This is a genomic window from Shewanella zhuhaiensis, from assembly GCF_022484835.1.
GTDB classification, from domain to species: domain Bacteria; phylum Pseudomonadota; class Gammaproteobacteria; order Enterobacterales; family Shewanellaceae; genus Shewanella; species Shewanella khirikhana.
Window position 1 is genome coordinate 329,439 of record NZ_JAKUDL010000001.1, and the last position, 25,949, is coordinate 355,387.

Annotated in this window: 18 protein-coding genes and 1 pseudogene; 7 read left to right on the forward strand and 12 right to left on the reverse strand. The window is 54.9% G+C overall.

What is annotated here, in order from left to right; genetic code table 11:
- Positions 1-113: 113 nt before the first annotated feature.
- From MJ923_RS01375 to MJ923_RS01405, 7 genes and pseudogenes are all read right to left on the reverse strand, one after another.
- A pseudogene (locus MJ923_RS01375) lies at positions 114-1,406 on the reverse strand (alkaline phosphatase); the annotation flags it as partial.
- Positions 1,407-1,446: 40 nt separating this feature from the next.
- Positions 1,447-2,394, reverse strand: coding sequence for a glutathione synthase (gshB, locus tag MJ923_RS01380; RefSeq protein WP_126165746.1), 948 nt, complete (start codon positions 2,392-2,394; stop codon positions 1,447-1,449).
- Positions 2,395-2,424: 30 nt separating this feature from the next.
- Positions 2,425-3,156 (reverse strand): 16S rRNA (uracil(1498)-N(3))-methyltransferase, encoded by a 732-nt coding sequence (gene rsmE / locus MJ923_RS01385; protein WP_240589585.1) that lies wholly within the window; start codon positions 3,154-3,156, stop codon positions 2,425-2,427.
- A gap of 25 nt (positions 3,157-3,181) precedes the next feature.
- Positions 3,182-3,898, reverse strand: a complete 717-nt coding sequence (locus MJ923_RS01390) for an endonuclease (protein WP_240589586.1) — start codon at positions 3,896-3,898, stop codon at positions 3,182-3,184.
- Positions 3,899-3,973: 75 nt separating this feature from the next.
- Complete coding sequence (locus MJ923_RS01395; RefSeq protein WP_240589587.1) at positions 3,974-4,564, reverse strand: SprT family zinc-dependent metalloprotease; 591 nt, start codon at positions 4,562-4,564, stop codon at positions 3,974-3,976.
- Positions 4,565-4,697: 133 nt separating this feature from the next.
- Entirely contained in the window at positions 4,698-5,846 is a 1,149-nt protein-coding gene (locus MJ923_RS01400) for a C15 family peptidase (protein ID WP_240589588.1), read from the reverse strand.
- Between the two features lie 257 nt (positions 5,847-6,103).
- The gene (locus MJ923_RS01405; RefSeq protein WP_126165751.1) at positions 6,104-7,015 is read right to left on the reverse strand and encodes a LysR family transcriptional regulator; all 912 of its coding nucleotides are present in this window, start codon (positions 7,013-7,015) and stop codon (positions 6,104-6,106) included.
- A 121-nt stretch (positions 7,016-7,136) separates the two neighbouring features.
- On the opposite strand from MJ923_RS01405, the gene MJ923_RS01410 reads away from it, so the two are divergent.
- The 6 genes from MJ923_RS01410 (at position 7,137) to MJ923_RS01435 (ending at position 18,664) form a co-directional block, all read left to right on the forward strand.
- Entirely contained in the window at positions 7,137-11,690 is a 4,554-nt protein-coding gene (locus MJ923_RS01410; protein WP_240589589.1) for an ATP-binding protein, read from the forward strand.
- A 332-nt stretch (positions 11,691-12,022) separates the two neighbouring features.
- Positions 12,023-13,222, forward strand: coding sequence for a hypothetical protein (locus MJ923_RS01415; protein ID WP_240589590.1), 1,200 nt, complete (start codon positions 12,023-12,025; stop codon positions 13,220-13,222).
- Positions 13,223-13,224: 2 nt separating this feature from the next.
- Positions 13,225-13,650, forward strand: coding sequence for a type 2 periplasmic-binding domain-containing protein (locus MJ923_RS01420; protein WP_240589591.1), 426 nt, complete (start codon positions 13,225-13,227; stop codon positions 13,648-13,650).
- Entirely contained in the window at positions 13,640-15,235 is a 1,596-nt protein-coding gene (locus MJ923_RS01425; protein ID WP_240589592.1) for a sensor domain-containing diguanylate cyclase, read from the forward strand. The genes MJ923_RS01420 and MJ923_RS01425 overlap by 11 nt, the downstream gene beginning before the upstream one ends.
- Positions 15,236-15,514: 279 nt before the next feature.
- Positions 15,515-17,605: an elongation factor G gene (fusA, locus tag MJ923_RS01430; RefSeq protein ID WP_240589593.1), complete on the forward strand. Its 2,091-nt coding sequence runs from the start codon at positions 15,515-15,517 to the stop codon at positions 17,603-17,605.
- 189 nt (positions 17,606-17,794) lie between these two features.
- Positions 17,795-18,664 carry a universal stress protein gene (locus MJ923_RS01435; protein WP_240589594.1) on the forward strand — a complete coding sequence of 290 codons (870 nt, stop codon included), beginning with the start codon at positions 17,795-17,797 and terminating at the stop codon, positions 18,662-18,664.
- Here MJ923_RS01435 and MJ923_RS01440 read toward each other — a convergent pair.
- The 5 genes from MJ923_RS01440 to MJ923_RS01460 form a co-directional block, all read right to left on the reverse strand.
- Positions 18,661-19,554 (reverse strand): LysR family transcriptional regulator, encoded by an 894-nt coding sequence (locus MJ923_RS01440; protein ID WP_240589595.1) that lies wholly within the window; start codon positions 19,552-19,554, stop codon positions 18,661-18,663. The two genes, MJ923_RS01435 and MJ923_RS01440, sit on opposite strands and share 4 nt — an antisense overlap.
- A gap of 338 nt (positions 19,555-19,892) precedes the next feature.
- A complete protein-coding gene (locus tag MJ923_RS01445; protein ID WP_240589596.1) occupies positions 19,893-20,651 on the reverse strand; it encodes a PepSY domain-containing protein in 759 nt (252 codons plus the stop codon).
- Between the two features lie 8 nt (positions 20,652-20,659).
- Entirely contained in the window at positions 20,660-21,169 is a 510-nt protein-coding gene (locus tag MJ923_RS01450; protein WP_240589597.1) for an FMN-binding protein, read from the reverse strand.
- A 50-nt stretch (positions 21,170-21,219) separates the two neighbouring features.
- Positions 21,220-22,371, reverse strand: a complete 1,152-nt coding sequence (locus MJ923_RS01455) for a porin (RefSeq protein WP_240590225.1) — start codon at positions 22,369-22,371, stop codon at positions 21,220-21,222.
- Between the two features lie 260 nt (positions 22,372-22,631).
- Positions 22,632-24,806, reverse strand: a complete 2,175-nt coding sequence (locus MJ923_RS01460) for a TonB-dependent receptor family protein (RefSeq protein WP_240589598.1) — start codon at positions 24,804-24,806, stop codon at positions 22,632-22,634.
- Between the two features lie 261 nt (positions 24,807-25,067).
- On the opposite strand from MJ923_RS01460, the gene MJ923_RS01465 reads away from it, so the two are divergent.
- Positions 25,068-25,769: a DUF3581 domain-containing protein gene (locus tag MJ923_RS01465; RefSeq protein WP_240589599.1), complete on the forward strand. Its 702-nt coding sequence runs from the start codon at positions 25,068-25,070 to the stop codon at positions 25,767-25,769.
- Positions 25,770-25,949 lie beyond the last annotated feature (180 nt).

A 25,949-nucleotide genomic window follows, 5' to 3' on the forward strand; every position in this document is an offset into this window, starting at 1 on the left:
TTTACCACATCGGCAGGTGCAGCCACAGGTGCAGCAGGCTGAGCCGCATCCTGTTTGGGTTCTTCAGCGGCCGGTGGCAGTGTCACTGTGGGGGCGGTTGGCGCCACCGCGGCTCTCTTTGGCCTAGGCAGCAGGCTCATCATCTTCTGCGCAATTTCAGTGTTGTCCTGATGACCGATAAACAGGCCGGAGGCCGGTCCCTGGGCAAACACCTGCACATCCAGTGCTGTATGGCCGCCACTGGTCCAGCCGGTGAAGCTGCGGGTATCGATAATCTTCTTGATGGCATCGGCCAGCACGCTCTGGCCCTGAGGTCTGGCTTTGGTGAGGCTATTGAGTTCATCATCACTTAGCTCAAAACCCAGACTTGCCTGCATCGGGGCTTGCCAGTCGTCGGACTCAATCGCTTTACTCGCCATCAGATCCGGGCTCGCGCTGACAGCGCGCAGCAGGGCTGCATTCCACTCATATTGCCCATCGGCACCTATGCTGAGACCACCGGTGTTGTGGTCGGCCGTCACTACCATCAGGGTATCGCCGCGGCTGCGAACAAACTCTTCCACCACCTCGATGGCGCGGGCAAATTCATCCATCTCACCCATAGCGGTCACTATGTCGTTGTTGTGGCCTGCCCAGTCAATCAGGCTGCCTTCAACCAGCAGCACAAAGCCTTTGTCGTTTTGTGCCAGCAGTTCCAGTGCCTTGGCGGTGAGAGTAGACAGCTGATTGGCACCCGGATTGTCTATTACCCAAGGTAGCTGCACATCGGCAAACAGACCAATGACCTTGCCGCTTTGAACGGCGCTCAGGGCCTGAAGGTCTGTCAGATGGGTATAACCCTTGGCGGTAAATTGCCCCAGCAAAGCGTCATCGAAATAACGCTGACCGCCGCCCAGCAGCACCTCGGTGTTACTGTCGAGAATGGCTTTGGCTATCTCATCGTAATTTTTGCGGCTTTCATTGTGGGCCAGGAAGGCCGCCGGTGTGGCGTGGTTTATCTGGCTCGATACGGCAACACCGGTGGCAAGGCCAGCCTCGCGGGCTTTTTCAAACAGGGTTGGCAGGGGAGACTTGTTCACATCCACCGAAATGGCGCCGTTGTAGCTCTTGTGACCTGTGGCAAGGGCGGTGGCCGCCGCGGCTGAGTCGGTCACATAACCCGATACACTGGCCGGGTAGGTGCTGGCCATGCCCGCCAACAAACGGTCAAACACGGTCTGCTCAATTTCTTCGGTGTCCGGATTGTCTTTAAAGTAACGGTAGGCCGAGGTGTAGGCAGGTCCCATACCGTCACCCACCATGATCACCATGTTTTTGGGTTTGGCGGGTGTCTTGAGCGGATCTGTGGTGGCGGTGACGGCAAACGGCAGCGAAAACAATAAAACTGCCAGGAATTTCGATGACATAGTCTTCCCCAAAATGGGGCGCGCTGCGCCCCTGCACTGGTTATTTTTTGATGCGTGCTTCGATGGCATTCATCAGCATGCCGGTGATGTCCACCTCGAAGGCGGCTTCAATTTCACGGATGCAGGTTGGGCTGGTGACGTTAATTTCAGTGAGCTTGTCACCAATTACGTCTAGGCCAACAAAAATCAGGCCGCGGCGCTTCAGCTCAGGGCCAAGCGCCTTGGCGATACGCCAGTCTGCCTCTGACAGCGGCTGGGCAACACCACGGCCACCGGCAGCGAGATTACCGCGGGTTTCGCCCTGCTTGGGGATGCGCGCCAGGCAGTAAGGTACTGGCTCGCCGTCCACCACCAGGATGCGCTTGTCACCGGCAGTAATTTCCGGAATAAACACCTGCGCCATGGCGTAGCAATTGCCGTGGTTGGTCAGGGTTTCGATGATAACGCCGAGGTTGGGGTCGTCCTGTTTTACCCGGAAAATCGAGGCGCCGCCCATGCCGTCCAGCGGCTTTAAGATGATATCGCCATGCTCGGCGTGGAAGGCGCGAATACGGGCAGCGTCACGGGTCACCATGGTCAGGGGGGTAAACTCGCTGAACCAGGCAGTGAACAGCTTTTCGTTGGCGTCGCGCAGGCTCTGTGGCTTGTTGACTATCAGCACACCGGCTTCTTCGGCGCGCTCCAGCATGTATGTGGCGTAGATATATTCGGTATCGAATGGCGGGTCTTTGCGCATTAGAATGACGTCAAGATCGGCCAGCGGCGCATCAACGGCTTCGCCCAGCTCAAACCAGCAGTCGGCGTTTTGCATCACCTTCAGCGGATGCATGCGGGCGCGGGCCTCGCCTTTGACCATGGCGAGATCCTGCATCTCCATGTAATACAGGGCATAGCCCCGGGCTTGGGCGGCCAGCAACATGGCGAAGCTGGAGTCCTTTTTGATATTGATGTCGCTGATGGGGTCCATCACTATGCCAAGCTTAATCATCTTGCGTCCTCTTTGCTGAGCGAGCCGGGGTTAACCCAGATCGCCAAATGTCATTTGCAGTGCCGTGATAGCGGTCAGTGCCGCAGTCTCGGTGCGAAGCACCCGGGGGCCAAGCAGAACTTCGCTGAATTGGTGGGTTTCTGTCATGGCAATTTCCTCGGCCGAGAGCCCACCCTCGGGGCCAATCAGCAGTCTGACTCTGGGATTGTCGAGCTTGAGTCCGGCAATGCCATGGCTGGCTCTGGGGTGCAAATTCAGTTTCAGCGCGCTGGAAGGCTCGGCGCACCAGTCGGCCAGTTCCATCGCTGGACGAACCTCTGGCACAGTGGCGCGGCCACACTGCTCGCAGGCACTGATGACGATTTTTTGCCACTGGGCGATTTTCTTCTCCAGCCGCTCGCCGGTGAGCTTAACGCCGCAGCGCTCTGAAAACAGCGGCGTGATGGTGTTTACGCCAAGTTCCACCGATTTTTGCAGGGTGAAGTCCATGCGATCGCCGCGGGAAATAACCTGCCCCAAATGCAGATTGAGCGGTGACTCGCTTTGGTTGTCAGTGGCGGACAATACCTTGACTGTCATCGACTTTTTACCAGCGGTGACGATTTCCGCCAGATAGTCTTTGCCATCGCCATTGAACAGGCAGAGGTGTTGTCCTTCTCCCATGCGCAGCACCCGGCCTACGTGGGCAAAGCCGTCTTCATCCAGATCAAACTGCTGTGAAGGAGACAGAGGAAAGGGCTGAAAAATTCTTGGGATTCTCATTGGGTGTCCTGACGCTGGTTACTGACTAGTCCGCTGCACGCTTGTTTGTCTCCTGGGCACAGCCCCGTGAGACAAAGGGATTATGGTTGCCCTGGGTTTTGGCAATCAGGGCGTCGCGCTGGCATTCAATAGTATCAACTGGATAGCTTTTATCCCATGCCTCGAACAATTTTAATTGGGCGGAGGCAATTTTAAGCCCGTAGGTTTGCTTCATATAAAGGTAGCTGCGGGCAATGGCACCGCGGGCATGTGCCGGTGGCTGGGCTCGGCGGCCTTTGAAGTCGATGGCCATATCGCACTGACCGTACTGGCCGCGCTGACCGTTCCACTGGCTGAAGCGGAAGTTGCTGCGATCGCCATTTACCTCGCCGATGGCAGGCACCAGATTGTGCAGATCGGCTTCCATGCGCATGAATTGCTTGTCGTTGCCGGCACATGCCTTGCGGCCACCCTGTTGCCAGCATTGCAGCTGGTGGCCAAATTCCCAGGCGGGTACCAGATGTTCCCACTCGATGCGTTCGGCACGCTCGGCACGTTTACGCACCTGATAGCCACAGGATGGCAAATCCACCTCCCAGCGTTTGCCATTGAGGCGAATATCGCAGCCGCAGTAGAAGCTGCGCATCGGCAGATCGCGGTAGATTTTCTGTGCCTTGCGTTTGGCGTCTGAGAAATTGGCGGGGTGGCTGGCGGCCTGTGTGAAACTTGCTGTAAAAATCAGTAATACAATGAGATAGCGCAAAATAATCTATGACTTTAATTGTGAAAAAGGCGGCTTTGGCCGCTCTGAAAGAAGCTGGATGGTAAATCAATCGACTTAGGTGGGCAAGGCAGTGGCAGGCTGTAAATATTGCTGGCAGCGGCGGCACAGATAGCGGGTATCACCGCGGCTGACTTTGTTGTGACGGCGAACACTCAGTTCCACCGGGCCGCAGCCGCACTGGTAGCTGATGCTCTTGCTGACGCTGCGGGTATCCAGGCTGTGGGTGGTGCGCGGGGAAAGGCCATAGAGAGTGCGCATCAGCGTTTGCCACTCATGTCCATGGGGTTTGACCTTGCCGTGCAGTCGATGCGCCAGCAAATGACAAAGCTCGTGGGGAATGACTTCGGTAAAAAAGATGTCGGGGTTTTCTTCCAGCAGCCTGGGGTTTAATCGAATAAGATTCAGCTGACCATAGGCCATGCCAGCGGTTTTGCCGCGAACATCAAACCTGAGAGTAGGGCGGGGCAAACTTATCCCAAGGCCCGCCTCGGCTCGAAGGCAGGCACTCTCGAGATGCAAAAAGGCATCTTCTTCCACGGCGCTGCGCGGCGCCATGCTTTCACAGTTGGCGAGTACGCCGGATAAGGCTTTTACCGGGTGTTTGCTTGCCTTTGTTGTTTTTTTGGGGCGTAAAAAACTGAACATACAGATCCCTGAGCCAATGCGCTGGCATTTTACCCCCGGGGCTGCGCTGCGGGCAAATATGGGCTTGGCTGCGATACAGCAAACAGAAAAAAGCGGGGCATTTGCCCCGCTGTTGCTATCTGCGCTACCTGATTCAGAGCGTGGATGCCGCCAGTTCCACCATGGCGCGCACCTGCTCGGCAATGGCTTTGCCCGCCTCGGCATCGTAACCGGCCACTTTCGGGGTATGGATATGGCCCACCGGGATCTTCAAACCGAATTGATCCCGCAGCAGCACCGCGCGGTAAGAAATCTCATTGGACAGGTAGCCGCCGCCGGAACCTTCGACCGAGGTTTCGTTATAAAGCTCTGACAAGGAGCGGGCCTCAAAGCTGCCCTTGGACAGGGTAGTGACCTTGTGATTGTCGTTGATTTTGTAACTGCCGGGCGCGGCCTGCATTACCGAGGCTGGCAGTGAAAACTCCACAAACTCATCGCCATTCAGGGTCTTGCCGTTGAGCATTGGGGCAATAGGGCGGCTTTTGCTGGCGCCGGTGAACACGTTCAGATTATCCGGCGCCTCGGCGCTGCGGTTGCGGCCGGGGAAACGCTCGAGGTCGAAATCATCCCGGCCCATGCTGACGGTAAACACCGCATTAATGGAGCGCTTGCGATAGAAAGGGGTGAGCAGCGACTCAATCATGCCCTGGTCGAAATCGGCAAAGCGTACCGGGATCATCACTGTCTCGATTTGTGCCTGCTTGCCGCCCACCTTGAATTTATAACCGTCGAGCATCAGCGCTGTGATACCGGAGGGATTGCTTTGCTGAATGTTGCGGTCGAGGAAGAAGGGGTCAAAGCCAGTCAGCAGAATACGGATCTGCACATCGTCGCCGAAATTAATATCCGAAAAGCCACGGGAAGCGGTCTCGACCGCCCTTACCAGAATATCGCGCTGCCAGGGCACTATGTTATAGCCTGCGGGGCTTGTTTTCAGGTGGCTGCGCATGGCCAGCCGGGCCCAATAAAGGCTGCGATCGTCAATGTTGCCGGACTGCACATCCCGCACCGCCTGTTGCCACAAACGAATGCCCTGGGCGGCGGTCATTTGGGTCACCTGCTTTTCTTCATTGCCTGCGGCAAGCTTTTCCTGCAGACCCGTCACCAAACCCTGATAACGGTTGGCAACATCCGGGAACTCGGCTTTGGCCTTGTCAACGCGGAGCTCTTCCACGTCGAGACTGGCCATGGCGGCCATGGGGAGGGAGGCCATAAAGAGCGCAGGGAGCATTCGCTTGAACATAGGGGGCGTCCTTTTCTCGATGATTTCGGTTCTATCAGTTGGCTCGGTTTCAATCAGCCGGTTTCAATCAGTTGATTAGCCAGATTTTAGTAGAAAAACAGGGGTACCACAGCTGCCATGGAAAAGCGAGGTTGGCGTACAACTTTTTGCCGCTTTTGGTGGATTGAGCGTTGGGGGGGAGGAGGCTGGTTTTTGGCGTCCCTGCAGCCGTGTCACGTAGAAAGCCTGGGCTTTCTGAGTCTCTGCCGCCATTGAATTCAGCCCATCAGACCAAGCAGTGACTCCTGGCTGCCAAAGCGCTTGGTAAAGAAGTCGAGAAATACGCTGATGTTGGTGGCGAGCTGCTTGCGGCTTGAATACACGCCGTAAACTTTAAAGGGTTCCATCGGCCACTCGGGCAATATGGGCACCAGGGCGCCGCTGGCGAGATCTTTTTTGCACTGGGCATGGGACAGCATAGCTATACCGAAATCATCCAGCGCCAGCTGCCGCACCATCACGGCGCTGTTTACCCGTACCCGTCGCTTAAAGGCAACCATGGTCTTACGACCGCCTTTACCCAGCGGCCAGATGGGCGCTGAGCGGGTGGTGCCGAGCAAAATACCGGCGTGCTGACCCAGCTCTTTGGGGGTGGCCGGGGTGCCGAATTGTTTTAAATAGCCGGGGCTTGCCACCAAAATCGGCTGGCGCTCGAACAGCAGTCTGGCAACGTTATCCGACGGCTGCAGTGGGCCGTATTTGATGGCGATATCATAGCCTTCACCCACCAGACCCACATCCGAGTCGGTAAACTGTACATCCAGTTCTACGCTGGGGTACAGGCGCAAAAAGCCACTGCACAGATTGGAGATAAGCTCCTGACTGAAGGAGACCGGAATGGCAATTCGCAGCGAGCCGGAGACATCGGCGTGGGTGTGTTCAATCACCGCTTTGGCGGCTTCGAGCTCGTTCACTATGGTTTCGCAGTGCTGATAGAACAGGGCGCCCACCTGGGTGAGGCTCAGATTGCGGGTATCCCTTTGTAGCAAACGTACACCAAGCTCTTCTTCAAGCTGAGCAACTTTGCGACTTATGGTGGATTTTGGCATGCCGGTATCACGGGCCGCCTGACTGAATCCTTGAGATCTGACCACTGCTGCAAACAGCGCCATCCCATTCAAATCTGGCATGTTTTTTCTATCGTCTCAAAAATGGAACAAAGCGTCCAGGGCAGTTTAATGGTATTTGCAAACCGAAGAAAGGTATATTTGATGGCTAAAAATTTTCAGAGGCTTAGCAGAGGATCTCTTAATGACCACCAACAAGCAGCCCACTAACATGACTCAAGCACAAAAGCCTGATCCGCTGTTTCTGCAAGCGGAGCACCTGGCCAAGGATTTTTCGCTGTTCCCTGAGCACAGCAAACAGAGTTTATCAGAAGAAATTAAAGGTCTGCTGGATGACGCCGCCATCCAGGCCAACCTGAAGGAACTGGCGAATCTGGATGTGGATGGCTATGTTGCCAAGGTTATCCAGCCAACCCAGGACAAGGGCCGCCCCGGCGCCAAGCGCATTATTGCCGATCTCAAGGGTAAGGTCATCACTGAAACCCACATGGGTTCCTTCTATAGCGCTGAAGTGGATTTGAACTTCGGTAGCCGCGTACGTCGCGTGGGTTTTGTAGCCCAGGAACGTACCACCGCCAACGGCGCCTGGATGCCTGAGCATCACCTGGCCGCCTGCAAGGCCATTCGTCACTTTGCCGAACTGTCCATGCCAATTGTTTATCTCATCGACACACCCGGTGCGGACGCCGGTGAGATTGCCAACAGCAACAACCAGGCACACTCCATTTCCAAGGCGATTGCCGAGAGTGCCAACGTTGATGTGCCAACCGTGGGTATCGTTATTGGTGCCGGTTACTCGGGTGGTGCAATTCCGCTGGCTGCGGCCAACATTCTGCTGTCGCTGCGTGATGGTATCTTCAACACCATCCAGCCACAGGGTCTGCAGAGTATTGCCCGTAAATACAACCTGTCCTGGCAGGAATGTGCCAAGTCGGTGGGTGTGTCTCCTGAGGAGCTTTACACTGCCGGTTGTATCGATGGCATCATCGACTTTTCTCCGTCTGACCGTGACGAGCGTCAGCACAACCTGCGCCGTGCCATCATCAGCTCTATTGAAGCGGTTGAGCGCGCTGCGGTTAACTTCGTTAAAGAATCCAAAGATCTGCGCGAGCACTACGAGCGCAGTCTGACCCGCTTCCTGAACCCGTCCAAGAACCTCAAGGCGCTGGAAAATACCGCTGATCTGGCCGTGGCCAACAGCCCAACCATGCACCTGAACCTGTTCGGCAGTGCCTACCGTTACCTGCGTTACCTGACTCTGCGCAGCCGTATCCACTCCATCTCCATGGAGCAATATGGCCGTCTGTCCAAGGTGAGCGTGCCTGAAGGCGATCTGCTGGAGCGTATCCAGAAAGAACAGGAAAAGGTATTCCAGGCCTGGCTCTCAAGCCCGGACAAAGTGGTTTACGACGAAGAGCTGTCTAAGCTGTGGAACAACTTCGTTAACAAGCGCAGCGAAGTCAGCACCGAACGTAACATGCTGACCCGTTTGATTTTGGGTGAACCAAAAGAAAACTACAAAAAGGCCAAGAAGGCGCTGCTGTTCAACATCGGCTGGTCTTTGTACCACCGCTGGAAGGCCAATGCCGCCAACAACTTCAAGGGCCTTATCCACTATCTGGAAACCCTGCCTGCCGAGGTGACTGAGGCCGACTGGCCTGAGCTGAACAACCTCACAGTGCTGGACGTGGTAGTGAATAAAGAACTGCGCGAAGACTTTATTTGGCAGTGCTACAACATCCTGATCTTCAACGCCCTGTACGACAACGTGGTGGGCAGCCTGGCCTCTATCGCCAAAGAAGCCATGATGAGCAAGAGCCTGTCCCGCGCCTCGGTAGACAGCCTGCTGCACAAGGCCATCGACCGCGCCCTGTCGACTCAGGACATTGCCAACGACAAGAGCAAGTTCTACAAGTGGCTGAAGTACTTCATGTCTCAGTCAAACCGTGCCGAATTGCTGACCAAGACCGAACAGTGGAAGAGTGTGGGTTTCCCACAGCTTAACGACTCTCTGTTCGTGATCCTGACCTACTTCTTCGAGCGTCTGTTGCCTGAATACTTCGACAGTGAAGAAGACACCGGCAAGTACACCGGCGCCATCAACCCGGTGCGCATCGGTCGTCGTAAGGACTTCTGGAACCGTCTGACCATGGGTTACCAGGATCTGCTGATCCAGAAGGTACTGCGCGACGAGAAGAAAGCCGGCAAGATGACCTGGGAAAACGTCATCAACCGTTTCTTTGCCAACTTCGATGAACTGAACAGCGACAAGATGAGCGCCAACCTGCTCAACTTCCCTGGCTTCCGTCTGTCGATTGAAGATGCGCTGGATAAGGGCATTCGTCCTTGCGGCCTTATCACTGGTGTGGCCGACTTTGAACACAGTGGTACTTCCCTCAAGGTGGGTGTGGCTGTGTCCAACACCGCCTTCCAGGCCGGTGCCTTTGATATGGCCTCTGCCGAGAAATTCTCTGCGCTGCTTATTGAGTGTGCCAAGCGTCACATGCCAGTGATCTGCTTTATCTCTTCCGGTGGTATGCAGACCAAAGAAGGTGCCGCGGCACTGTTCTCCATGGCGGTGGTGAACGATCGTATCACCCGCTTTATCCGTGACAACGAGCTGCCAGTGCTGATGTTCGGCTTCGGTGACTGTACCGGTGGTGCTCAGGCATCTTTCGTGACTCACCCGCTGGTACAGACCTATTACATGTCTGGCACCAACATGCCGTTTGCCGGTCAGATGGTGGTACCTGCGTATCTGCCGTCAACTGCCACTCTGTCTAACTACCTGTCCAAGGTGCCTGGCGCCATGAACGGTCTGGTGGCTAACCCCTTCAGCGATACTCTGGACTCTCAGCTGTCCAGCATCGACCCGCTGATGCCAATGCCTAACCAGCAGATTGAAGAAGTGATCAAGGGCGCTCTGTCTAGCCTGGTGCCTGAAGCGCAGGTGATTGATGATGAGCTGCATCAGGACGACCCCCGTGCGCTGATGAAGCCAATCGACAAGGTGCTGGTGCATGCCCGTGGCTGTACCGCGGTGAAGCTTATTCGCAAGGCTCACGACAACAACATCAACGTGGTGCTGGTTGCCTCTGACCCTGACATGACTGCCGTTCCGGCCGACATGCTCAAGGAAAACGACAAGCTGGTGTGTCTGGGTGGTAACACCTCTGACGAATCTTACCTGAACGCTTACTCGGTGCTGAAAGTGGCTGAATACGAAAACGTAGACGCCCTGCACCCAGGTATCGGCTTCCTGTCCGAGAGCCCTCAGTTTGCCGCCTTGTGTGTAAACAATGGCGTGAACTTCGTTGGTCCAAGCGTGCACTCCATGACCACCATGGGTAACAAGTCCAACGCAATCAAGACCTCTCAGGCGCAGAACGTGCCTGTGGTTCCCGGTTCCCACGGCATTCTGTCCAACGCCGAACAGGCGGTGAACGTGGCCAGTGAAATTGGTTACCCAGTGCTGCTTAAAGCGGTACAAGGCGGTGGCGGTAAGGGTATCCAGGTGGTGAAACGCCCAGAGGATATGATCCCGCTGTTTATGAAGACCTCTACCGAAGCCGCTGCGGCGTTCGGTAACGGTGACCTGTATCTCGAGAAGTATGTGACTTCACTGCGTCACATCGAAGTGCAGCTGCTGCGTGACAAGTTCGGCAACACCAAGGTATTGGGTTTGCGTGACTGCTCGGTGCAGCGCAACAACCAGAAGGTGATTGAAGAGTCTGGTTCCACCATGCTGCCGCCAGAGCTGAAGCAGAAGGTGATGGAATACACCAAGGCACTGGGTGATGCCGTGGACTACATGGGCGCAGGTACTGTGGAATTCATCTACAACCTGGATGCCAACGAAGTCTACTTCATGGAAATGAACACCCGTCTGCAGGTAGAACACCCTGTGACCGAGGCCACTTCCGGTATCGACATCGTTTCTGCCCAGTTTGACATTGCTGCCGGTCGCTCCATTGAAAACCTGGAGCCTCAGGAAATCGGTTACGCCATGGAAGTGCGTGTGACCGCTGAGAAGGCCGCCCTTGACAGCAACGGTGTACTGCAGCTGATGCCAAACCCTGGCAAGATCACCGAGTGCGTGATGCCAGAGCGTGACGATGTGGAAATCATCTCTATCGCCGCCGAAGGCAAGGAAGTATCGCCTTACTACGACAGCCTGATTGCCCAGATCATCATCCGTGGTGAGTCCCGTGAAGACGTGGTAGCCAAGATGTACGACTATCTGGACAGCGTGGTTCTCAAGGGTATTGCGACCAACATTCCGCTGCTCAAGCGTATCCTCAAGGATGCCACCTTCAACGAAGGTGTGTATGACACCAACTACCTGCCTCGTCTGATGGCTGAGCTGGATATCCCTGAGCTTATCGCCGAAATGGAAGCGGCTGCCGAAACCCAGGGCGTGGATACCGAGTCTCTACGTGTGGGTGACTCCAACGAGCTGAAAGTGCTGGCTCAGGGCGCGGGTATCTTCTACAGCTCACCTGCTCCAGGCGAGCCGGAGTTTGTCCGTGAAGGTGACATTGTGACCACCGACACCACCCTGGCGCTGACCGAAGCGATGAAGATGTTCTCCCAGGTCACTCTGGCAAGCTTCAACCGCAAGGGCGCTGTGCTCTATCCGGAAGACAAGAAGTACCGCATCGAGCGTATCCTGAACACCAATGGTCAACAGGTGTCTCAGGGCGACCTGCTGTTTGTGGTATCGCCAGTGGAAGACTAAGCGTCATTCACGCAAAAGCCCGCCTGATGGCGGGCTTTTTTATGGGCGCGTGTGGGGATTTGGCGCGCCATTTATTCATCCTTCGTCAAAAATGTGACAAAATTCCGCAGAATCGCGCACAAACCGTACAGCGTTGACTTTCTTCCGTTGCAACAAACATTTACACTCGATGTTAAAACGTGACACAAAGATGCGTCTTTTCTTAACAGTTTTACCCATCTGTCGGGAAAGCTTCTAAGCTTAAGAATGACATAAAGATCGCGTTGTTACCGGGGAGAGTCACCTTGTATAAATTCTTGACGATCGGCCTGCTTGGCACGATGTCAGCGGGAATGGCATACGCGGAACCCAACATCAGCTTCAGTGGCTTTGGCAGTATTGGCGCCCTGTACAACAGCAGTGATAGTTTGGGTTTTCACCGTGATTACACCATGGAAGCCGTGGGACAGGGTTGGTCCACCGCCGGCGATACCATGTTGGGGCTGCAGCTGAACGCCGATCTTCCGGGCGGTTTCGATGCAGTCGCGCAAATGGTTTTCAAAGACAGAGTCAGCGACGAGACAGCTGATAATCTCGAATGGCTGTTTCTGCGCTACCGCCCCAACCGCGATTGGGCGTTCCGGGTCGGCCGTCTGGGGCTGGATCTTTACATGCTCACCGAATACCGGGACGTGTCCTACGCCTATCCGTGGGTCAGGCCTGTGCCCGAGTTCTACAATCTTATCTCCTCTATCTCCCGCTACGATGGCGCCGACATTAGCTATCGCACCCGCTTTGGCGACACCATGTTTGAAGCCAAGCTCGCCTATGGCAGTACCGATGCCGCCTTGCAGGGGGCAGAGCAGCAAATTGAGATAGAACTCGATAACATCACAGCTGTAACCCTGTCGCTGTCGGGAACCGATTGGTTAGTAAGGGCGGCCGTGGCCGAAGCCTCTACCACGGGAACGAACTATGACGCCTACCAGTTGCTGTATGCCCTGCGAACCTTACCGCCCCAGCTGTGGCCCGAGGCTGCCGCAATCGCCGATGAAATTGAGTTTGTCGATCGCCAGTCCCGTTATTACGCTCTCGGGGCTCAATATGATGATGGCATCTGGCTGGTGCAATCTGAGCTCGGTTACACAGAAACCGACTGGAAGCTGTTACAACCTTATGTCTCCGGTTATGTGAGCCTTGGCCGCCGAATCAATGACTTTACCTTTTATGGCGTGATTGCCGCTGTTTCCAATACCGAGGATGCAGATGTATTGCCCCAGCCGCAAATACTGCCGTTGCTGCCAGCACAGCAGCAGGCGCAATTGATGGGTTTGTATCAGGCGGCGCAGTACACCTATGAAGTGTCACGGCTGGACCAAACCAGCTACACCCTGGGGGTGCGCTGGGACTTTTATGAAGATATGGCGCTCAAGCTGCAGTGGGATCACACTGAAGTCGGCGAAAAGGGCTCCAGCTTGTGGGTACGGGATTTGCCTATGGGTCATGATGACTCGGTGGATCTGTTTTCAATCAACCTGAGCTTTACCTTCTAGCCATGAAATTATTGACGCATATCATGATTGCCTGGTTGGTCGCGGCTCCTGCGAGGGGAGACGATTCGCTGTACGTGGTCGTCAATGCCGGCAGCAAGGTTGAGCAGCTCAGTCACCATGAGCTGGTGGATATTTTTATGGGCCGTTACGACACCTTTCCCAATGGTGACGAAGTGACCGTATTCGACAACGCCAGTGACGAAGCGCTGCGGGAAGAGTTTTACCGCCAGCTTGTAGACCGCAGCCTGGCCCAGGTTAGTGCTTATTGGGCCCGATTGCAGTTTTCCGGGCGGGTAACCCAGCCCCAGGAAGTGGACTCGGATGAGGCACTGGCCGAGAAGATGCAAAGCACGCCCTCGGGCATTACCTTTGTCCGTGGCAGCGAGTTGAATCAGAGCCTGAAGGTGGTGCATAAGTTTGATCCTTAATCGCCAGAAGCTGTACATCAAGGTGGCAATTTCCATCGGCCTGGGAGCATTTGTGGCCGCGGTGGTGGCCTGTCTGTATTTCTTTATGGACGCCAAAAGCAGCAAGTACCTTGAGGCCCGCAGTCAAATCTCCCAAATTGCAATGACAGTGCAAAAAACTGCCTCAATCGCCCTGTATGTGCAGGATGCGGAGCTTGGGCGCGAGATTGTTGAAGGTCTTGAAGTCAACGACTTGATTGCCGGCGCACTGCTTACCACCGGCAGCGGAGATTGGGTCAGCTCCAAAGGCTTTAAGCACGATGGCGCCGATGCGCTGCTGGAATACGAAATCCCCCATCCCTTCTTTGCAGGGGAGGTGCTTGGCCGCCTCAAGCTGATGCCCAACAGCCGTTATATCGAGTCGCGGGCCACCGAGGTGGCGCTCAAGCAGGCCTGGGTATTGGCGCTGCAATCGGCTTTGATTGCGGTGCTGGTATCGATTCTGGTGCATAAAACGCTGACCGCGCCCTTAAAAAAGCTCACCGGCGATTTTGAGCAAATCAGCCCGGGGCAGGACGACCCGCTGCAGGTGCCGCGATATCACGAGCAAGATGAAATTGGCAGTCTGGTACGGGGGATTAATGCCCTTGTTGGCAACCTGAATCAGTCCATCGATAAAGAGCGCAGCATGCGTGAAAAAACCGAGCTGCTGGAGCGCAAATTCAGGCTGATTTTCGAGCGTGCCAGCGCCGGGATATGCCTTATCGATAAGCAAAATCAGCTGCTGGTGGCCAACGAGGCGTTTGAGCGCTTATGCGGTACCAAGTCGCTGGAATCCAAACCGTTTCTGGTTAGCTGGTTTGAAGAGGAGTTCGAGCTTGAAACCTTCCTCAAGGAGCTGCGGCAGAACGTCAACTTAAACCATGTGGAGATGGAGCTGCAGCTGCGTACTGAGCAGGCCGAGTCGCTTAAGTGGGTGCATTGTCTGTTCTCCAAGGTGGAGGATACCGAAGGGGTATCGGATCTGCTGATTGAAATCATGATGTACGACATTACCGAGCGTACTTACCGCGAACGTATGATCCGCTTTGAGGCCGAACACGACCTGCTGACCCAGCTGAAAAACCGCCGTGCCGGTGAGCGGATTTTGTCTGAAATGATGCGTAAGGCCGACCAGACCCGCGGCATGATGGGGCTGATGCTTATCGATCTGGACCGCTTTAAGCCCATTAACGATATTTATGGTCACGAGGCTGGCGATACTGTACTCAAAGCGGTGGCAGACCGATTGCAGCGGCTCGCCGGAGACGGTGTGGCAATCCGTTGGGGTGGAGATGAATTCCTGATTGGCGTGAATGGTGTCGATAAGGATTACAACAAACTCAGGCAATTAGCGCAGGAAATCCTGCTGCAGGTGTCCAAGCCTGTGATGGTGCGTGGGAATCTTACCTGCGATGTTGGCGCCAGTGTCGGTATTGCCGTGTACCCTCATCATGGCCACAGCCTGGAAGAGTTGTTGGAAGCTGCCGACGTGGCCATGTACGAAGTCAAAGAGCAGGGCAGGGGCAACTTCCGCTTCGGCCGCATCTCATCCGGTGCCGCCTGAACAGCAACGAAAGCATGAGAAAAGCCGTGTCCTGTCACAGTGTTGCTTAAAAATTCCACCAAATTTCAACTATGCCCAAGCGGCCTTTAAGGTTGATTTTTAACCGTTTTTATTTGGCTGTTTTCTGTAGCCTCTGTTTTGTCAGCTAAAAAATGCCTAAGCAGTTTGCGCCGGGCGTCCTTCCCAATTACAATATGCGCCTCGAATCCTGATGTGTGGTCTGCTGCTTTTTTGTGGCATACTCCGTCTACTTTATAAACCAAGCAAAAAAGTTGAATCATGACCGATTTATCAAAATACAGAAACATTGGTATTTTCGCTCACGTTGACGCGGGTAAAACCACGACCACCGAGCGTATCCTTAAGCTGACCGGTAAAATCCACAAACTGGGTGAAGTACACGACGGCGCCTCTACCATGGACTTCATGGATCAAGAAGCTGAGCGTGGTATTACCATTCAGTCTGCTGCCACCACCTGTTTCTGGAAAGGTCACCGCTTTAACGTAATCGACACCCCCGGCCACGTTGACTTCACCGTTGAAGTTTATCGTTCTCTGAAGGTTCTGGATGGTGGTGTTGGTGTATTCTGCGGTAGCGGCGGTGTAGAACCACAATCAGAAACCAACTGGCGTTATGCTAACGAGTCTGAAGTAGCTCGTCTGATCTTCGTAAACAAGCTGGACCGTATCGGTGCTGACTTCCTGCGCGTTGTTGGTCAGGTTAAGCGTGTACTGGCTGCCAACCCGCTGGTAATGACTCTGCCTATCGGCCGCGAAGACGAATTCACAGGCGTTGTAGACGTACTGAACCGTCAGGCTTTCGTATGGGATGACACCGGTCTGCCAGAAAACTACACCGTGACTGACATTCCTGCTGACATGGTTGATCTGGTTGAAGAATACCGTGAAATGCTGGTTGAGACTGCCGTTGAGCAGGACGACGATCTGATGGAAGCTTACATGGAAGGTGAAGAGCCTTCTATCGAAGACCTGAAGCGTTGTATCCGTAAGGGTACCATCAACCTGTCTTTCTTCCCCACTTTCTGTGGCTCTGCGTTCAAGAACAAAGGTATGCAGCTGCTGTTGGATGCGGTAGTAGACTACCTGCCTTCTCCAACTGAAGTTGACCCACAGCCTCTGACTGACCCAGAGACTGGTGAAGAAACTGGCAAGGTTGCTACTGTTTCTGTAGACGAGCCTTTCCGCGCTCTGGCGTTTAAGATCATGGATGACCGTTTCGGCGCCCTGACCTTTATCCGTATCTACTCTGGTAAGCTGAAGAAGGGTGACACCATCCTGAACTCTGCTACCGGTAAGACTGAGCGTATCGGCCGTATGGTTGAGATGCACGCCAACGACCGTAACGAAATCGACAGCGCTCAAGCTGGTGACATCATCGCGGTTGTAGGTATGAAGAACGTTCAGACTGGTCACACCCTGTGTGATCCTAAGCACGAATGTACTCTCGAACCTATGATCTTCCCAACTCCAGTAATCTCTATTGCTGTGACTCCGAAGGACAAAGGTGCTTCTGAGAAGCTGGGTGTTGCTCTGGGTAAGATGGTTGCTGAAGATCCATCATTCCAGGTTGAAACCGACCAGGAAACCGGTGACACCATCCTGAAAGGTATGGGTGAACTGCACCTGGACATCAAGGTAGACATCCTGAAGCGTACCTTCGGTGTTGACCTGACTGTAGGCGCTCCTCAGGTGGCCTACCGTGAAACCATCACTGCCGCCATCGAAGACAGCTACACTCACAAGAAGCAGTCTGGTGGTTCTGGTCAGTACGGTAAGATTGACTACCGTATCCGTCCAGGCGAAGTAGGCAGCGGCTTCACCTTTAAGTCTGCCGTAGTTGGTGGTAACGTTCCTCGTGAATTCTGGCCTGCTGTTGAGTCTGGCTTCGAAGACATGATGAGCGAAGGTCCTCTGGCTGGCTTCCCAGTGCTGGACGTTGAAGTTGAACTGTTTGACGGTGCTTACCACGCAGTTGACTCCTCTGCCATCGCGTTCGAAATCGCCGCTAAAGGTGCATTCCGTCAGTCTATGCCTAAGGCCAAGCCACAGCTGCTCGAGCCTATCATGAAGGTTGACGTGTTCACTCCAGACGATCACGTAGGTGACGTAATTGGTGACCTGAACCGTCGTCGCGGCATGATCAAGGATCAGGAAGCTGGTCTGACTGGTGTTCGCGTTAAGGCAGACGTACCGCTGGCCGAAATGTTCGGTTACATCGGTCACCTGCGTACCATGACCTCTGGTCGTGGTCAGTTCTCCATGGAGTTCTCTCACTACAACCCATGTCCAGCCAACGTTGCTGAGACTGTGATTGCTGAGACCAAGGCCAAGAACGCCGCTAAGAAGTAATTAATACTTCTGCGAATAAAAACCCGCCCCTGTGGCGGGTTTTTTTATGGCCAATTTCCACAAATAAAGAAGGGAAATTCAGATTAAATAAAGCAACTGCGCCTAGTATGGAAACTGGGGGAAGGACTATTCCCGCGTAGGAGAGGGCGCCAGGCGCCTGAATACCAGGGTTGTACGGGAGGGATTCATATGGACAAAGCACTTGTTGTAGCTCAGTGTCAGGAAGGCAAAACCGATACGCTGAAAGATGGGTTGGCGCTCGCCGCCGCGCTGAACATGGCACCCAAGGTGTATGCATACACCCACGCCTATTTTTCCGGAGCTGAATACTATAATCCTCGCTTGGCTGGCGCTGCCAAGCAAACACTCACCCAGCAGCGCCACGATGAAGTCGCTGCTCATCTCGGTGAGTTGGGACAGGGCGATACGCCGCTGGAAACCCTGTGGTGCAAGCGGCTGCATGAACATGCCATCGACTGCGCAGCCAAAGAAGGTTACTCCCTGATTATCAAAGGCATCGAGGGCGCAGAGGCCCCCGAGCCTAACGACTGGCACCTCATTCGCCACACCCGCACTCCCTTGATGCTGCTGACCAACAATCCGCTCGCCCGTGGCCGCTGTGTATTAATGGCAGTGGACCTGGGTGCACAGAGTGAAGATAAGCAGTTGCTCAATCGATTGGTACTGAGCCATGGCAAGCAGCTCGCCGAGGCGCTGGGTTTACCGCTGCATCTGGCCTGCGTGGTGAGAGTGCCCACCATTTTGCGCGATATGGATTTGGTCGCACCCCAGGAAATCCTGAAGGCCGCCCACGATAAATATCAGCACATTTTGCAGCAAACCGGGTTGCCGGCAGAGCAAATCCACCTGGTGACCGGCTCGCCTGAGCTGTGCCTGTATCAGTTAAGTTCGAGCCTCAAGGCCAAGTATCTGGTGCTGGGTGCACGTAAGCGTGAAGGCCTGTTTGGCGCCATGATTGGCAGCACGGCCGAGGCCATAGTGCATAGGGTGCGCTGCAACCTGCTTATTCTGCCACCTGACGAGCAGTGGCTGCTTTAGACGCTGGTCTTAAGCCGCTCGCGGCTCAGTGACAGGAAGGCGTCAGCCGCTGGGGTCAGGCGCATATGGCTGCGCCAGATAAGTGCCAGATCCCAGGTGTGGCCGCCGGTTAACGGCCGAAAGCTCAGCGCCTTATCGGTTAACTTCTCGCAAATGGGGGCAGGCAGAATAGCCAGCCCCATTTTGGCTTCCACCATGGTGGCCAGAAAGTCCCACTGGCCGCTGCGATAGGCCACGTTCAGCTCGACTCCCGCCTGTTTTGCCAGCCTGTCCAGCAGTTTCGCCAGTGCAAAGTCCTGGTTGTACATGATGAAAGGATGAGAGCCGAAATCGCCCCAGTCCAGCGCCGCTTTTTCTGCGAGTGGATGAGAGTGAGGCAGGCACGCCAGCAGCGGATAGGCCGTCAGTGGCTGAGCGGTCAGCTCATCTTCATGGGTGGCCGGCAGGGCGGTGAAGGCGATATCGAGGGTGTTGGCCAGCAGCGCCTGCTCGCAGCCAAAGCCGCCGTATTCAAACATTTCCAGCTTGATGCCGGGGTAGCGGGCGCGAAAGGCAGTGAGGTGCTCTATCACCAGGCTGCTCATCATGGGGCACACGCCCAAGCGCAAATATCCCCGCTGCACGCCACTGAGGTGTGACAAGTCCTGATCGAGCAAATGCCAGTGGCCAAGGATCTCACGGGATCGCGTCAGCAGCAGTTCTCCTGCCTGGGTCAGTGCCAGCCCCTGGGTGGCGCGGATCACCAGTTGTTGCTGCCAATGATCTTCAAGCCGTTGGATCATTTTGCTGAGCGTTGGCTGAGTCAGATGCAGCTTTTCAGCGGCCTGAGTAAAACTGCCGGTCTCTGCCAGGGTCACAAAGCAGTGTAAGTTCTTGATAGGAATGTTCATGCCGATTTGGAATGGCTGCAATGGAATAGATTCATTTTACTTATTCCGGCGGCGGCGATACCTTGAGCCACATCTCAGCTTTGGAGGATTTTCGATGAAAGCCTATCGCAGTGTGTGGGTCAGCAGCCTGTGGCTGGCGGCCTCGCCCAAAAAGGAAGTGCAAGCTCTGGAAGTTCATGCTTCGCAAGTGAGCAGGCCTTCCCTGTGGCGTCGATTGCTGCGGCGGCCAACTCCGGCCTCCTGATGTGCTCGCACATCCACCATCGCCTCAATTGGGCCCAGTGCCCTGTTGCTTTTACCCGGCTCTTGCAGCCGGGTCTTTTTTTATCTGGCGACGGCTATTTGCGTCTCGGGCGCTGGCTCCACCAGATGTAGAGTCCGCTTAAGGATAAAAAGACAAAGCAAGCTGCCAGCAGATCCCAAAGCCAGATGGCCCAGCTGCCAAACAGGCGGCCGCTGTGCAGGTCCAGCAGCAGTCGCTCCCAGGTCAGGTTGGCGCTGCGGGCCTGAAGCAGTAGCGCTTCAGAAGCTGTGCTGCCCTCAAGCCAGTTAAGAGGCACAAAGCTTGTGGCCTGGCGCCACTCAAGAAAGTCTTCATCGGCCAGATATTGGCCTTTCTCGCCTTTGAGCCACACCTGGGTGCTGCCTTCGATGGCGAGGCCACTTAAGGGCGTAGGTAGGCCGGTGCTCTTATCCTGGGTTTCCAGCAGTTCGCCGTCGCTGCTAAGCAAATACAGCTGCTCGGCATCGATGGCGACAATCATTGAATTTACGTGTCCCGCAGCCAGTAGCGGGCGTCTGGCTTCCAACAGCAGCCGCTGTTGCTGCCACAGCAGGTTGTCGGTTACCCCTAAATCATCGAACTGGCGGCTTTGGGCTGGCGCCTGAATACCATAGTAATCCAGCAGCCAGCCAATGCGCACCTTGGCATGGGCAAGCCCCCAACCATCGGCATGATTAATGGCCACGCCTGTGAGGGTAAGCAGCATGAGGAACAGCGCCCCGAGCAAGCCAAGGCGGCGATGCCAGGGGCGAATGGATTTTCGTATTTGATGGCCTGTGTGGGTGGCGGCCCGGTTGTGATGGCGTCGATTCATCCGGTCAATCAAGGCTGAGTTTGTACGGCAGCATCCAGATACAGGGCAATGCGGGAAAGCTTGGTCAGGGCTTTTACCGACAGGGTGGCACCCGTGATGCCGTCGATGCTGCGATCCAATTCCAATGAGGGCGTCAGTGTGGCGGATTTGAATTGATCCGTAAAGAAGTCATGCCTGACTTCATCGCCGCGGCTTTCGCGATAAACCAGTACCTGGGTCTTGATAATCTTGCCGCCGCTGACATGAATACCCACGGTAATGGGGGATTCCTTGCCAATTTCATCCATGATCCACACGGTTTGGCCACCATCGCGCCAGTAACGCAGCCTGAGCTTATTGAACCTGTGGGCCAGAATCGACTCGATGTCGGCCTTTTGGGTGTCATTCAGCCACAGCACCTGTGCCTTGGGCAGGGTGCCCAAACTCGCGCTGATAAAGGCATCGTTGCTCTGATAAACCGTTTCTGCCTGTGCCAGAGGGAAGAGTAAGCAGAGGCAAAGAAATAGCAGTTTTTTCATGGTGTTGACCCGTAAAGCAAAAGGGGCCGAAGCCCCTTGGAATCACAAACTTAGAACTGGTAGCCAACACCCAGGTTGAAGCCATCGGCATCGAGCTTACCGCTCTGCTTCTCGTAGTCGGCCTTGAACACTACGTTTTCGTGCAGCCAGTAGTTGATACCAACGCTGGTTACCTTCTTGGTGGTGTCATCGCTGTTACCGGCTTCGTTGTCCCACTCGTTGTAACGGGCGAAGATGCCGAATTCGTTGTTGAAGCGATAAGAAGGCTCTATGTACCAGCCCTTCTGGCTGTCGCGGCCAAGCAGCTCGGCTTCAACGCCATCGATGTTCCACTGGGCATACAGGGCACGCACGGTGAAGCCACCAATGGTGTAAATACCGTGGGCTTCCAGCAGGGTGGCAGAGGCTTCATCCACGCCGTCCTTGCCCTGGGTCAGATCGCTTTGGTACTGGGCGGTGGCGGCCAGTTCCAGACCGGCAATGCCGGTGTACTTCACGCGGCCAGTGTAGGCAAGGGCGTCGGCATTGGCTTCAGACACCTTCTGACGGCCACCACGCACCTTGTAATCATCTTTCACTTTCAGGCCAGAGGTCACGGCAGCGTCGAAAGCGAGGCCAGGGGCGGCCTTGATGTTCAGTGCCAGACCACCTTCCCACCAGGTGGTAGGCAGAATGTCTTTCTCAACCGGGTTACGCTCAACACCGTAGAAGGTGTTGGGTTCGTGGGTTTCGTTAAGGATGCCCACTGGCAGCAGGAACAGACCGGCTTTGGCGGTCAGGGCGTCACTGAAGTCATGCTCGATATAAGCCTGTTCCAGTTCCACTTCGCCTTTCTTGCCTTCGCCTGAGAGCGAGTGCTCCAGTTCCAGCTCAGAGAAGAAACGGGTCTTTTTGGTGAACTCATGACCGAAGAACAGCACAAAGCGGTGGAAGTCGATTTCTTTCTCGTCATCCATGTTGTTGTAGTGCAGTTCGCCATAACCACCGATGGTGGTTGCGCTCTTGGCGTCGGCGTTGGCTTCGGCCGCATCGGCAGTTTGCTCAACGCGCTTTTCGGTTTCTTCCAGACGCTTTTCCAGATCCTTCAGTACCTGTTGCTGCTGTTCAATCACTTTACGCAGTTCGGCGGTGTCGTCGGCGGCAATGGCAGTTTGGCTGGCAAACAGGCCCAGCAAGGCGCTGGCGATCAGAGTCTTTTTCATCATTTCCCTTTCCCGTTTTATTATCTGAGGGTTATCGAACGGAGCGGATTCTAACAACCGATTAAGCAAATGCAAACGATTCGTATTGGGATTAATGATCCAGATCAACAAATGTAAAGCCAAAGTAAAGCCTTTTGATTTGTAAGGCTTTTTATTTTTAACATCCATTAATTGATAATTAATTGAAATTTAAGGTTTATTTTTATGGCATAAAAAAGGCGGAGCCTGAGCCCCGCCTTGTAGAACGTTTGTCTATATGATTAGAACTTATATGAATATCCGACCGTCACTGAGCGTGGTTTGCCGGAAAACACCGAGCCATGGGCACGGGTGGTCATGTAGGTTTCATCCAGCAGATTGTCCACTGTCAGGTAAACTTCCTGCTGCTTATCAATAAAGTAGCGACCGGACAGATCAACCAGTGTCTTGGCGGCAATCAGGTCATCGGCGGCAATCTCACCCTGACCCGCAGTGGCGCGCATATCCGAGGTATAACGGCCTGCCAGGGTCAACTGCCACTGCTCGGCGCTGATGCCGGCGCTCAGGTACAGCTGATGCTTAGGGGTGTAGCTGAACTCGTCACCCACCTGCACTGAACCCCAGGTATCGAACTCAGAGTCGAAACTGTTCTGGAACTCGGTGCTGGTGTAGGTGTACGCCAGTTTTACCGGGAAGCTCAAAGCGCCTTCGGTGTTGAATTGGTGGCCAGCTGACAATTCCAGCCCTTTCACCACTACTTCGCCGGCGTTGTACTGGTTGTCCAGCTTGTCTTCATCACAGCCCTGGGCGGCGGTGCAGTTGCCGTGCATGTTGCTGTAATCACCATAGAAGGCGATGGCTTCGGCATTGAAGTTGCCATTCACAAAGCGCGCACCCGCCTCGTAGTTCCAGCTCTCCTCTTCCTGGCCCTCGGTATTGCCTGGGGCGGCAGGGGCAAAGCCCTTTTGCACACCGGCCAGCAGCAGGGTGTTGTCGGTCAGCTGCCAAGTGGCAGACAACGATGGCAGCAGCGCCGAGAAGCTGTTTTCCTTGAGCTTACCTTCGCCGTTACGGCCAGGGTTGGTTTTGCCCCAGTCTTCACGCTCTACGGTCACATCTTCGTAGCGCACACCGGCGGTAAGGGTAAAGGCGCCCAGGGTGAATCTGTCCTGAACATAAGCAGACAGGGCTTCGGAGCTGTCGATACGGTTAGAGTCGGTACCCGGCACACCGGCCTTGGTCAGGCTCATGTGCTGACTGGCGTCCAGACTGTAGATATCGGCCCACTGGAAGCGGTCCATTTCGTCCTGATGCAGGCGCACACCTATATCCAACTGGTGATCGCCCAGCAGCAGTCCCAGTTCGGTTTGAATACCCTGAGAAATGTAGGCACGGTTATTGGCTTTAACGCTGACGTCGATGGCACCTTCAGGGTTGGCATCGAAGGCACTGGCGGCGTCAATGCCACCCTTGGACAGGCTCTTGCCGTTAACCTTGTCGGCTTTGTACCAGTTGCGCTTGAAGTCGTTGTAATAGGCGGTGGTAGCCAGGCTAACTGTGCCGCTGAAGTCGATAATATGATTCAGTTGCAGCTGTTTGTGCTCAGTGGTCATCACATCTTTTTGTGACGCTGAGTAACGGCTGAATGGCTTGGCGGCATAATCTTCGTCAGTCAGACCCATGTAGGTCTCGTCGGAAACTTCATCGGCATACTTGAGTTTGAGTTCCAGCCGCTGGGCGTATTTGGCATCTTTAGCGCTGTCGATGGCCACTTTGGCCAGCAGATCGTTTTTCACAAAACCTGTGTCACCGCCAACGCCGTTGATGTCGCGGAAACCATCGGCCTGATAACGGTACACTTCGGTTACGGCACCAATGCGTTCGCCCTGACCACCGGCGTGGGCGTGCAACTTGCCGTAACCGTCCTGCCCCAGGGCGACATCGAGGGCGCCAGCCAGTTCGGCATCAGGAATTTGGCGGGAAACCATGTTCACCACGCCGCCGGTGGTGCGCGGGCCGTATTTCACGGTAGAAGAGCCTTTGAGCACTTCAATTTGCTGCATGCGGCCGGAGGTTGGGAAGTAATAGGCCGCTGGTGAAGCATAAGGCGCCGGTGCTGCCAGCACGCCATCTTCCATCACGGTGATCTTTTCTGAGCGGTTCTGACCCGTGCCGCGCATGCCAAGATTGGGGCGCAGACCATAGCCTTCTTCTTCCTGAATATAGACACCGGGCACCGAGGCCAGGGTGCGCATGATGTCGGAATACTTGAAGGTATCCAGCTCTTCCTGGCTCAGCTGATGGGCGCTGCCTGGCACTGTGTTGATGGGGTTCTTTTTACCGAAAATGCTGATCTGCTCGATGTCGGCATTGGCGGTTGCAGTGGCGGCAAAGCTTGCCAGCAGGGCGCTGGTCAGCAGGCTCAGCTTGATGGCTGGCTTGGCGATGGTGGTCATGGTGTCTCCCTTTTGTCGATAATGACAATAGTTATCATTTGTGTTTTGAGGTTAGGGAGTAGTGCTTAAGACTAGCTTAATTTCCGATTTCTTTACCTTTGTAATGAAAAGGTAAAACCTTGCTGGAAAAGCCTTTTATCTCGCCGCTGTCGCAGGCGTTGCTTACTGGCGCAAGTCATCGGGTGAGTTAATTGTCATAATTGAGGTAGACTGCTTGGCCTAAAAAAACGACACAACAAGATTTCAGGTGTATCACTGCCTATGTTTCTCGAGCCTTTTTTTACTCAAACTGATGAAACTGTAACGATTTCCCCTTTTCAGGCCAGCGAGTTTGCCAAGCGGGTTGCAGAAGATTTCAACCCTATTCATGACGAAAGTGCCAAGCGCTTTTGTGTGCCCGGTGACCTTTTGTTTGCACTGGTGCTGAGCCACTATGGCCTGAGCCAGAAGATGCAATTCAAGTTCGAAGGCATGGTAGGCGAGGGCGTGTGCCTGAACTTCCCGGTCGAGGTGGGCGACAGCTTCCCAATCTGCGACAGCCGCGATAAGACTTACCTCAGCGTCAGCCGCCAGGGCGACGTAAGCCGCTGCGCGACCCAAATCGAGTCTTTCGTGCGCAGCTATGTGTCTTTCTCAGGGCTTAACTTTATTCATGTGCTGGTGCCCATGATGCGTGAGCACGGGGTAATGATTAACCCCGATCGTCCACTGGTGATCTACGAAAGCATGGCGTTCGATCTCACAACCCTGGATTTCGATCAGGTAGCGCTCGAGCTCAGTGATGCCCGCCTCAGCGTGGATGGCAAGCGTGGTGACGTAACGCTGGAATTTGCCCTTATCAGCGATGGTAAGCAGGTTGGCACCGGCGTTAAGACTCTGGTGATGAGTGGCCTGCGAGCCCTCGATGAAGCCGCCCTCGATGGCATGGCACAGTTCTACGAAGAGCGCCGCGCCACCCTGTAACGCACAGCTTGGCTTAAATTCCCGCCAAACAGTGCGCAAAGCCTGATATGGCGCCGCTTCAAGGCCCCGTGTGATTGCCATCCACGGGGCTTTCCTTTACCTTAATAATCCTTTCCCGTGTGTGTTCGCTCCGCTCAGGTGTTTACCTCTAAACGCGTGTATTCCATCCATGGGCCTTGG

Excerpts from the sequence above, each read along its gene's own strand:
- MJ923_RS01400 (WP_240589588.1), bottom strand. The coding sequence starts at position 5,846 with ATGTTCAAGCGAATGCTCCCTGCGCTCTTTATGGCCTCCCTCCCCATG.
- MJ923_RS01435 (WP_240589594.1), top strand. The coding sequence starts at position 17,795 with ATGGACAAAGCACTTGTTGTAGCTCAGTGTCAGGAAGGCAAAACCGAT.
- gshB (WP_126165746.1), bottom strand. The coding sequence starts at position 2,394 with ATGATTAAGCTTGGCATAGTGATGGACCCCATCAGCGACATCAATATC.
- fusA (WP_240589593.1), top strand. The coding sequence starts at position 15,515 with ATGACCGATTTATCAAAATACAGAAACATTGGTATTTTCGCTCACGTT.
- MJ923_RS01410 (WP_240589589.1), top strand. The coding sequence starts at position 7,137 with ATGACCACCAACAAGCAGCCCACTAACATGACTCAAGCACAAAAGCCT.
- MJ923_RS01455 (WP_240590225.1), bottom strand. The coding sequence starts at position 22,371 with ATGAAAAAGACTCTGATCGCCAGCGCCTTGCTGGGCCTGTTTGCCAGC.
- MJ923_RS01440 (WP_240589595.1), bottom strand. The coding sequence starts at position 19,554 with ATGAACATTCCTATCAAGAACTTACACTGCTTTGTGACCCTGGCAGAG.
- MJ923_RS01415 (WP_240589590.1), top strand. The coding sequence starts at position 12,023 with ATGGCATACGCGGAACCCAACATCAGCTTCAGTGGCTTTGGCAGTATT.
- rsmE (WP_240589585.1), bottom strand. The coding sequence starts at position 3,156 with ATGAGAATCCCAAGAATTTTTCAGCCCTTTCCTCTGTCTCCTTCACAG.
- MJ923_RS01445 (WP_240589596.1), bottom strand. The coding sequence starts at position 20,651 with ATGAATCGACGCCATCACAACCGGGCCGCCACCCACACAGGCCATCAA.
- MJ923_RS01465 (WP_240589599.1), top strand. The coding sequence starts at position 25,068 with ATGTTTCTCGAGCCTTTTTTTACTCAAACTGATGAAACTGTAACGATT.
- MJ923_RS01460 (WP_240589598.1), bottom strand. The coding sequence starts at position 24,806 with ATGACCACCATCGCCAAGCCAGCCATCAAGCTGAGCCTGCTGACCAGC.
- MJ923_RS01450 (WP_240589597.1), bottom strand. The coding sequence starts at position 21,169 with ATGAAAAAACTGCTATTTCTTTGCCTCTGCTTACTCTTCCCTCTGGCA.
- MJ923_RS01405 (WP_126165751.1), bottom strand. The coding sequence starts at position 7,015 with ATGCCAGATTTGAATGGGATGGCGCTGTTTGCAGCAGTGGTCAGATCT.
- MJ923_RS01395 (WP_240589587.1), bottom strand. The coding sequence starts at position 4,564 with ATGTTCAGTTTTTTACGCCCCAAAAAAACAACAAAGGCAAGCAAACAC.
- MJ923_RS01420 (WP_240589591.1), top strand. The coding sequence starts at position 13,225 with ATGAAATTATTGACGCATATCATGATTGCCTGGTTGGTCGCGGCTCCT.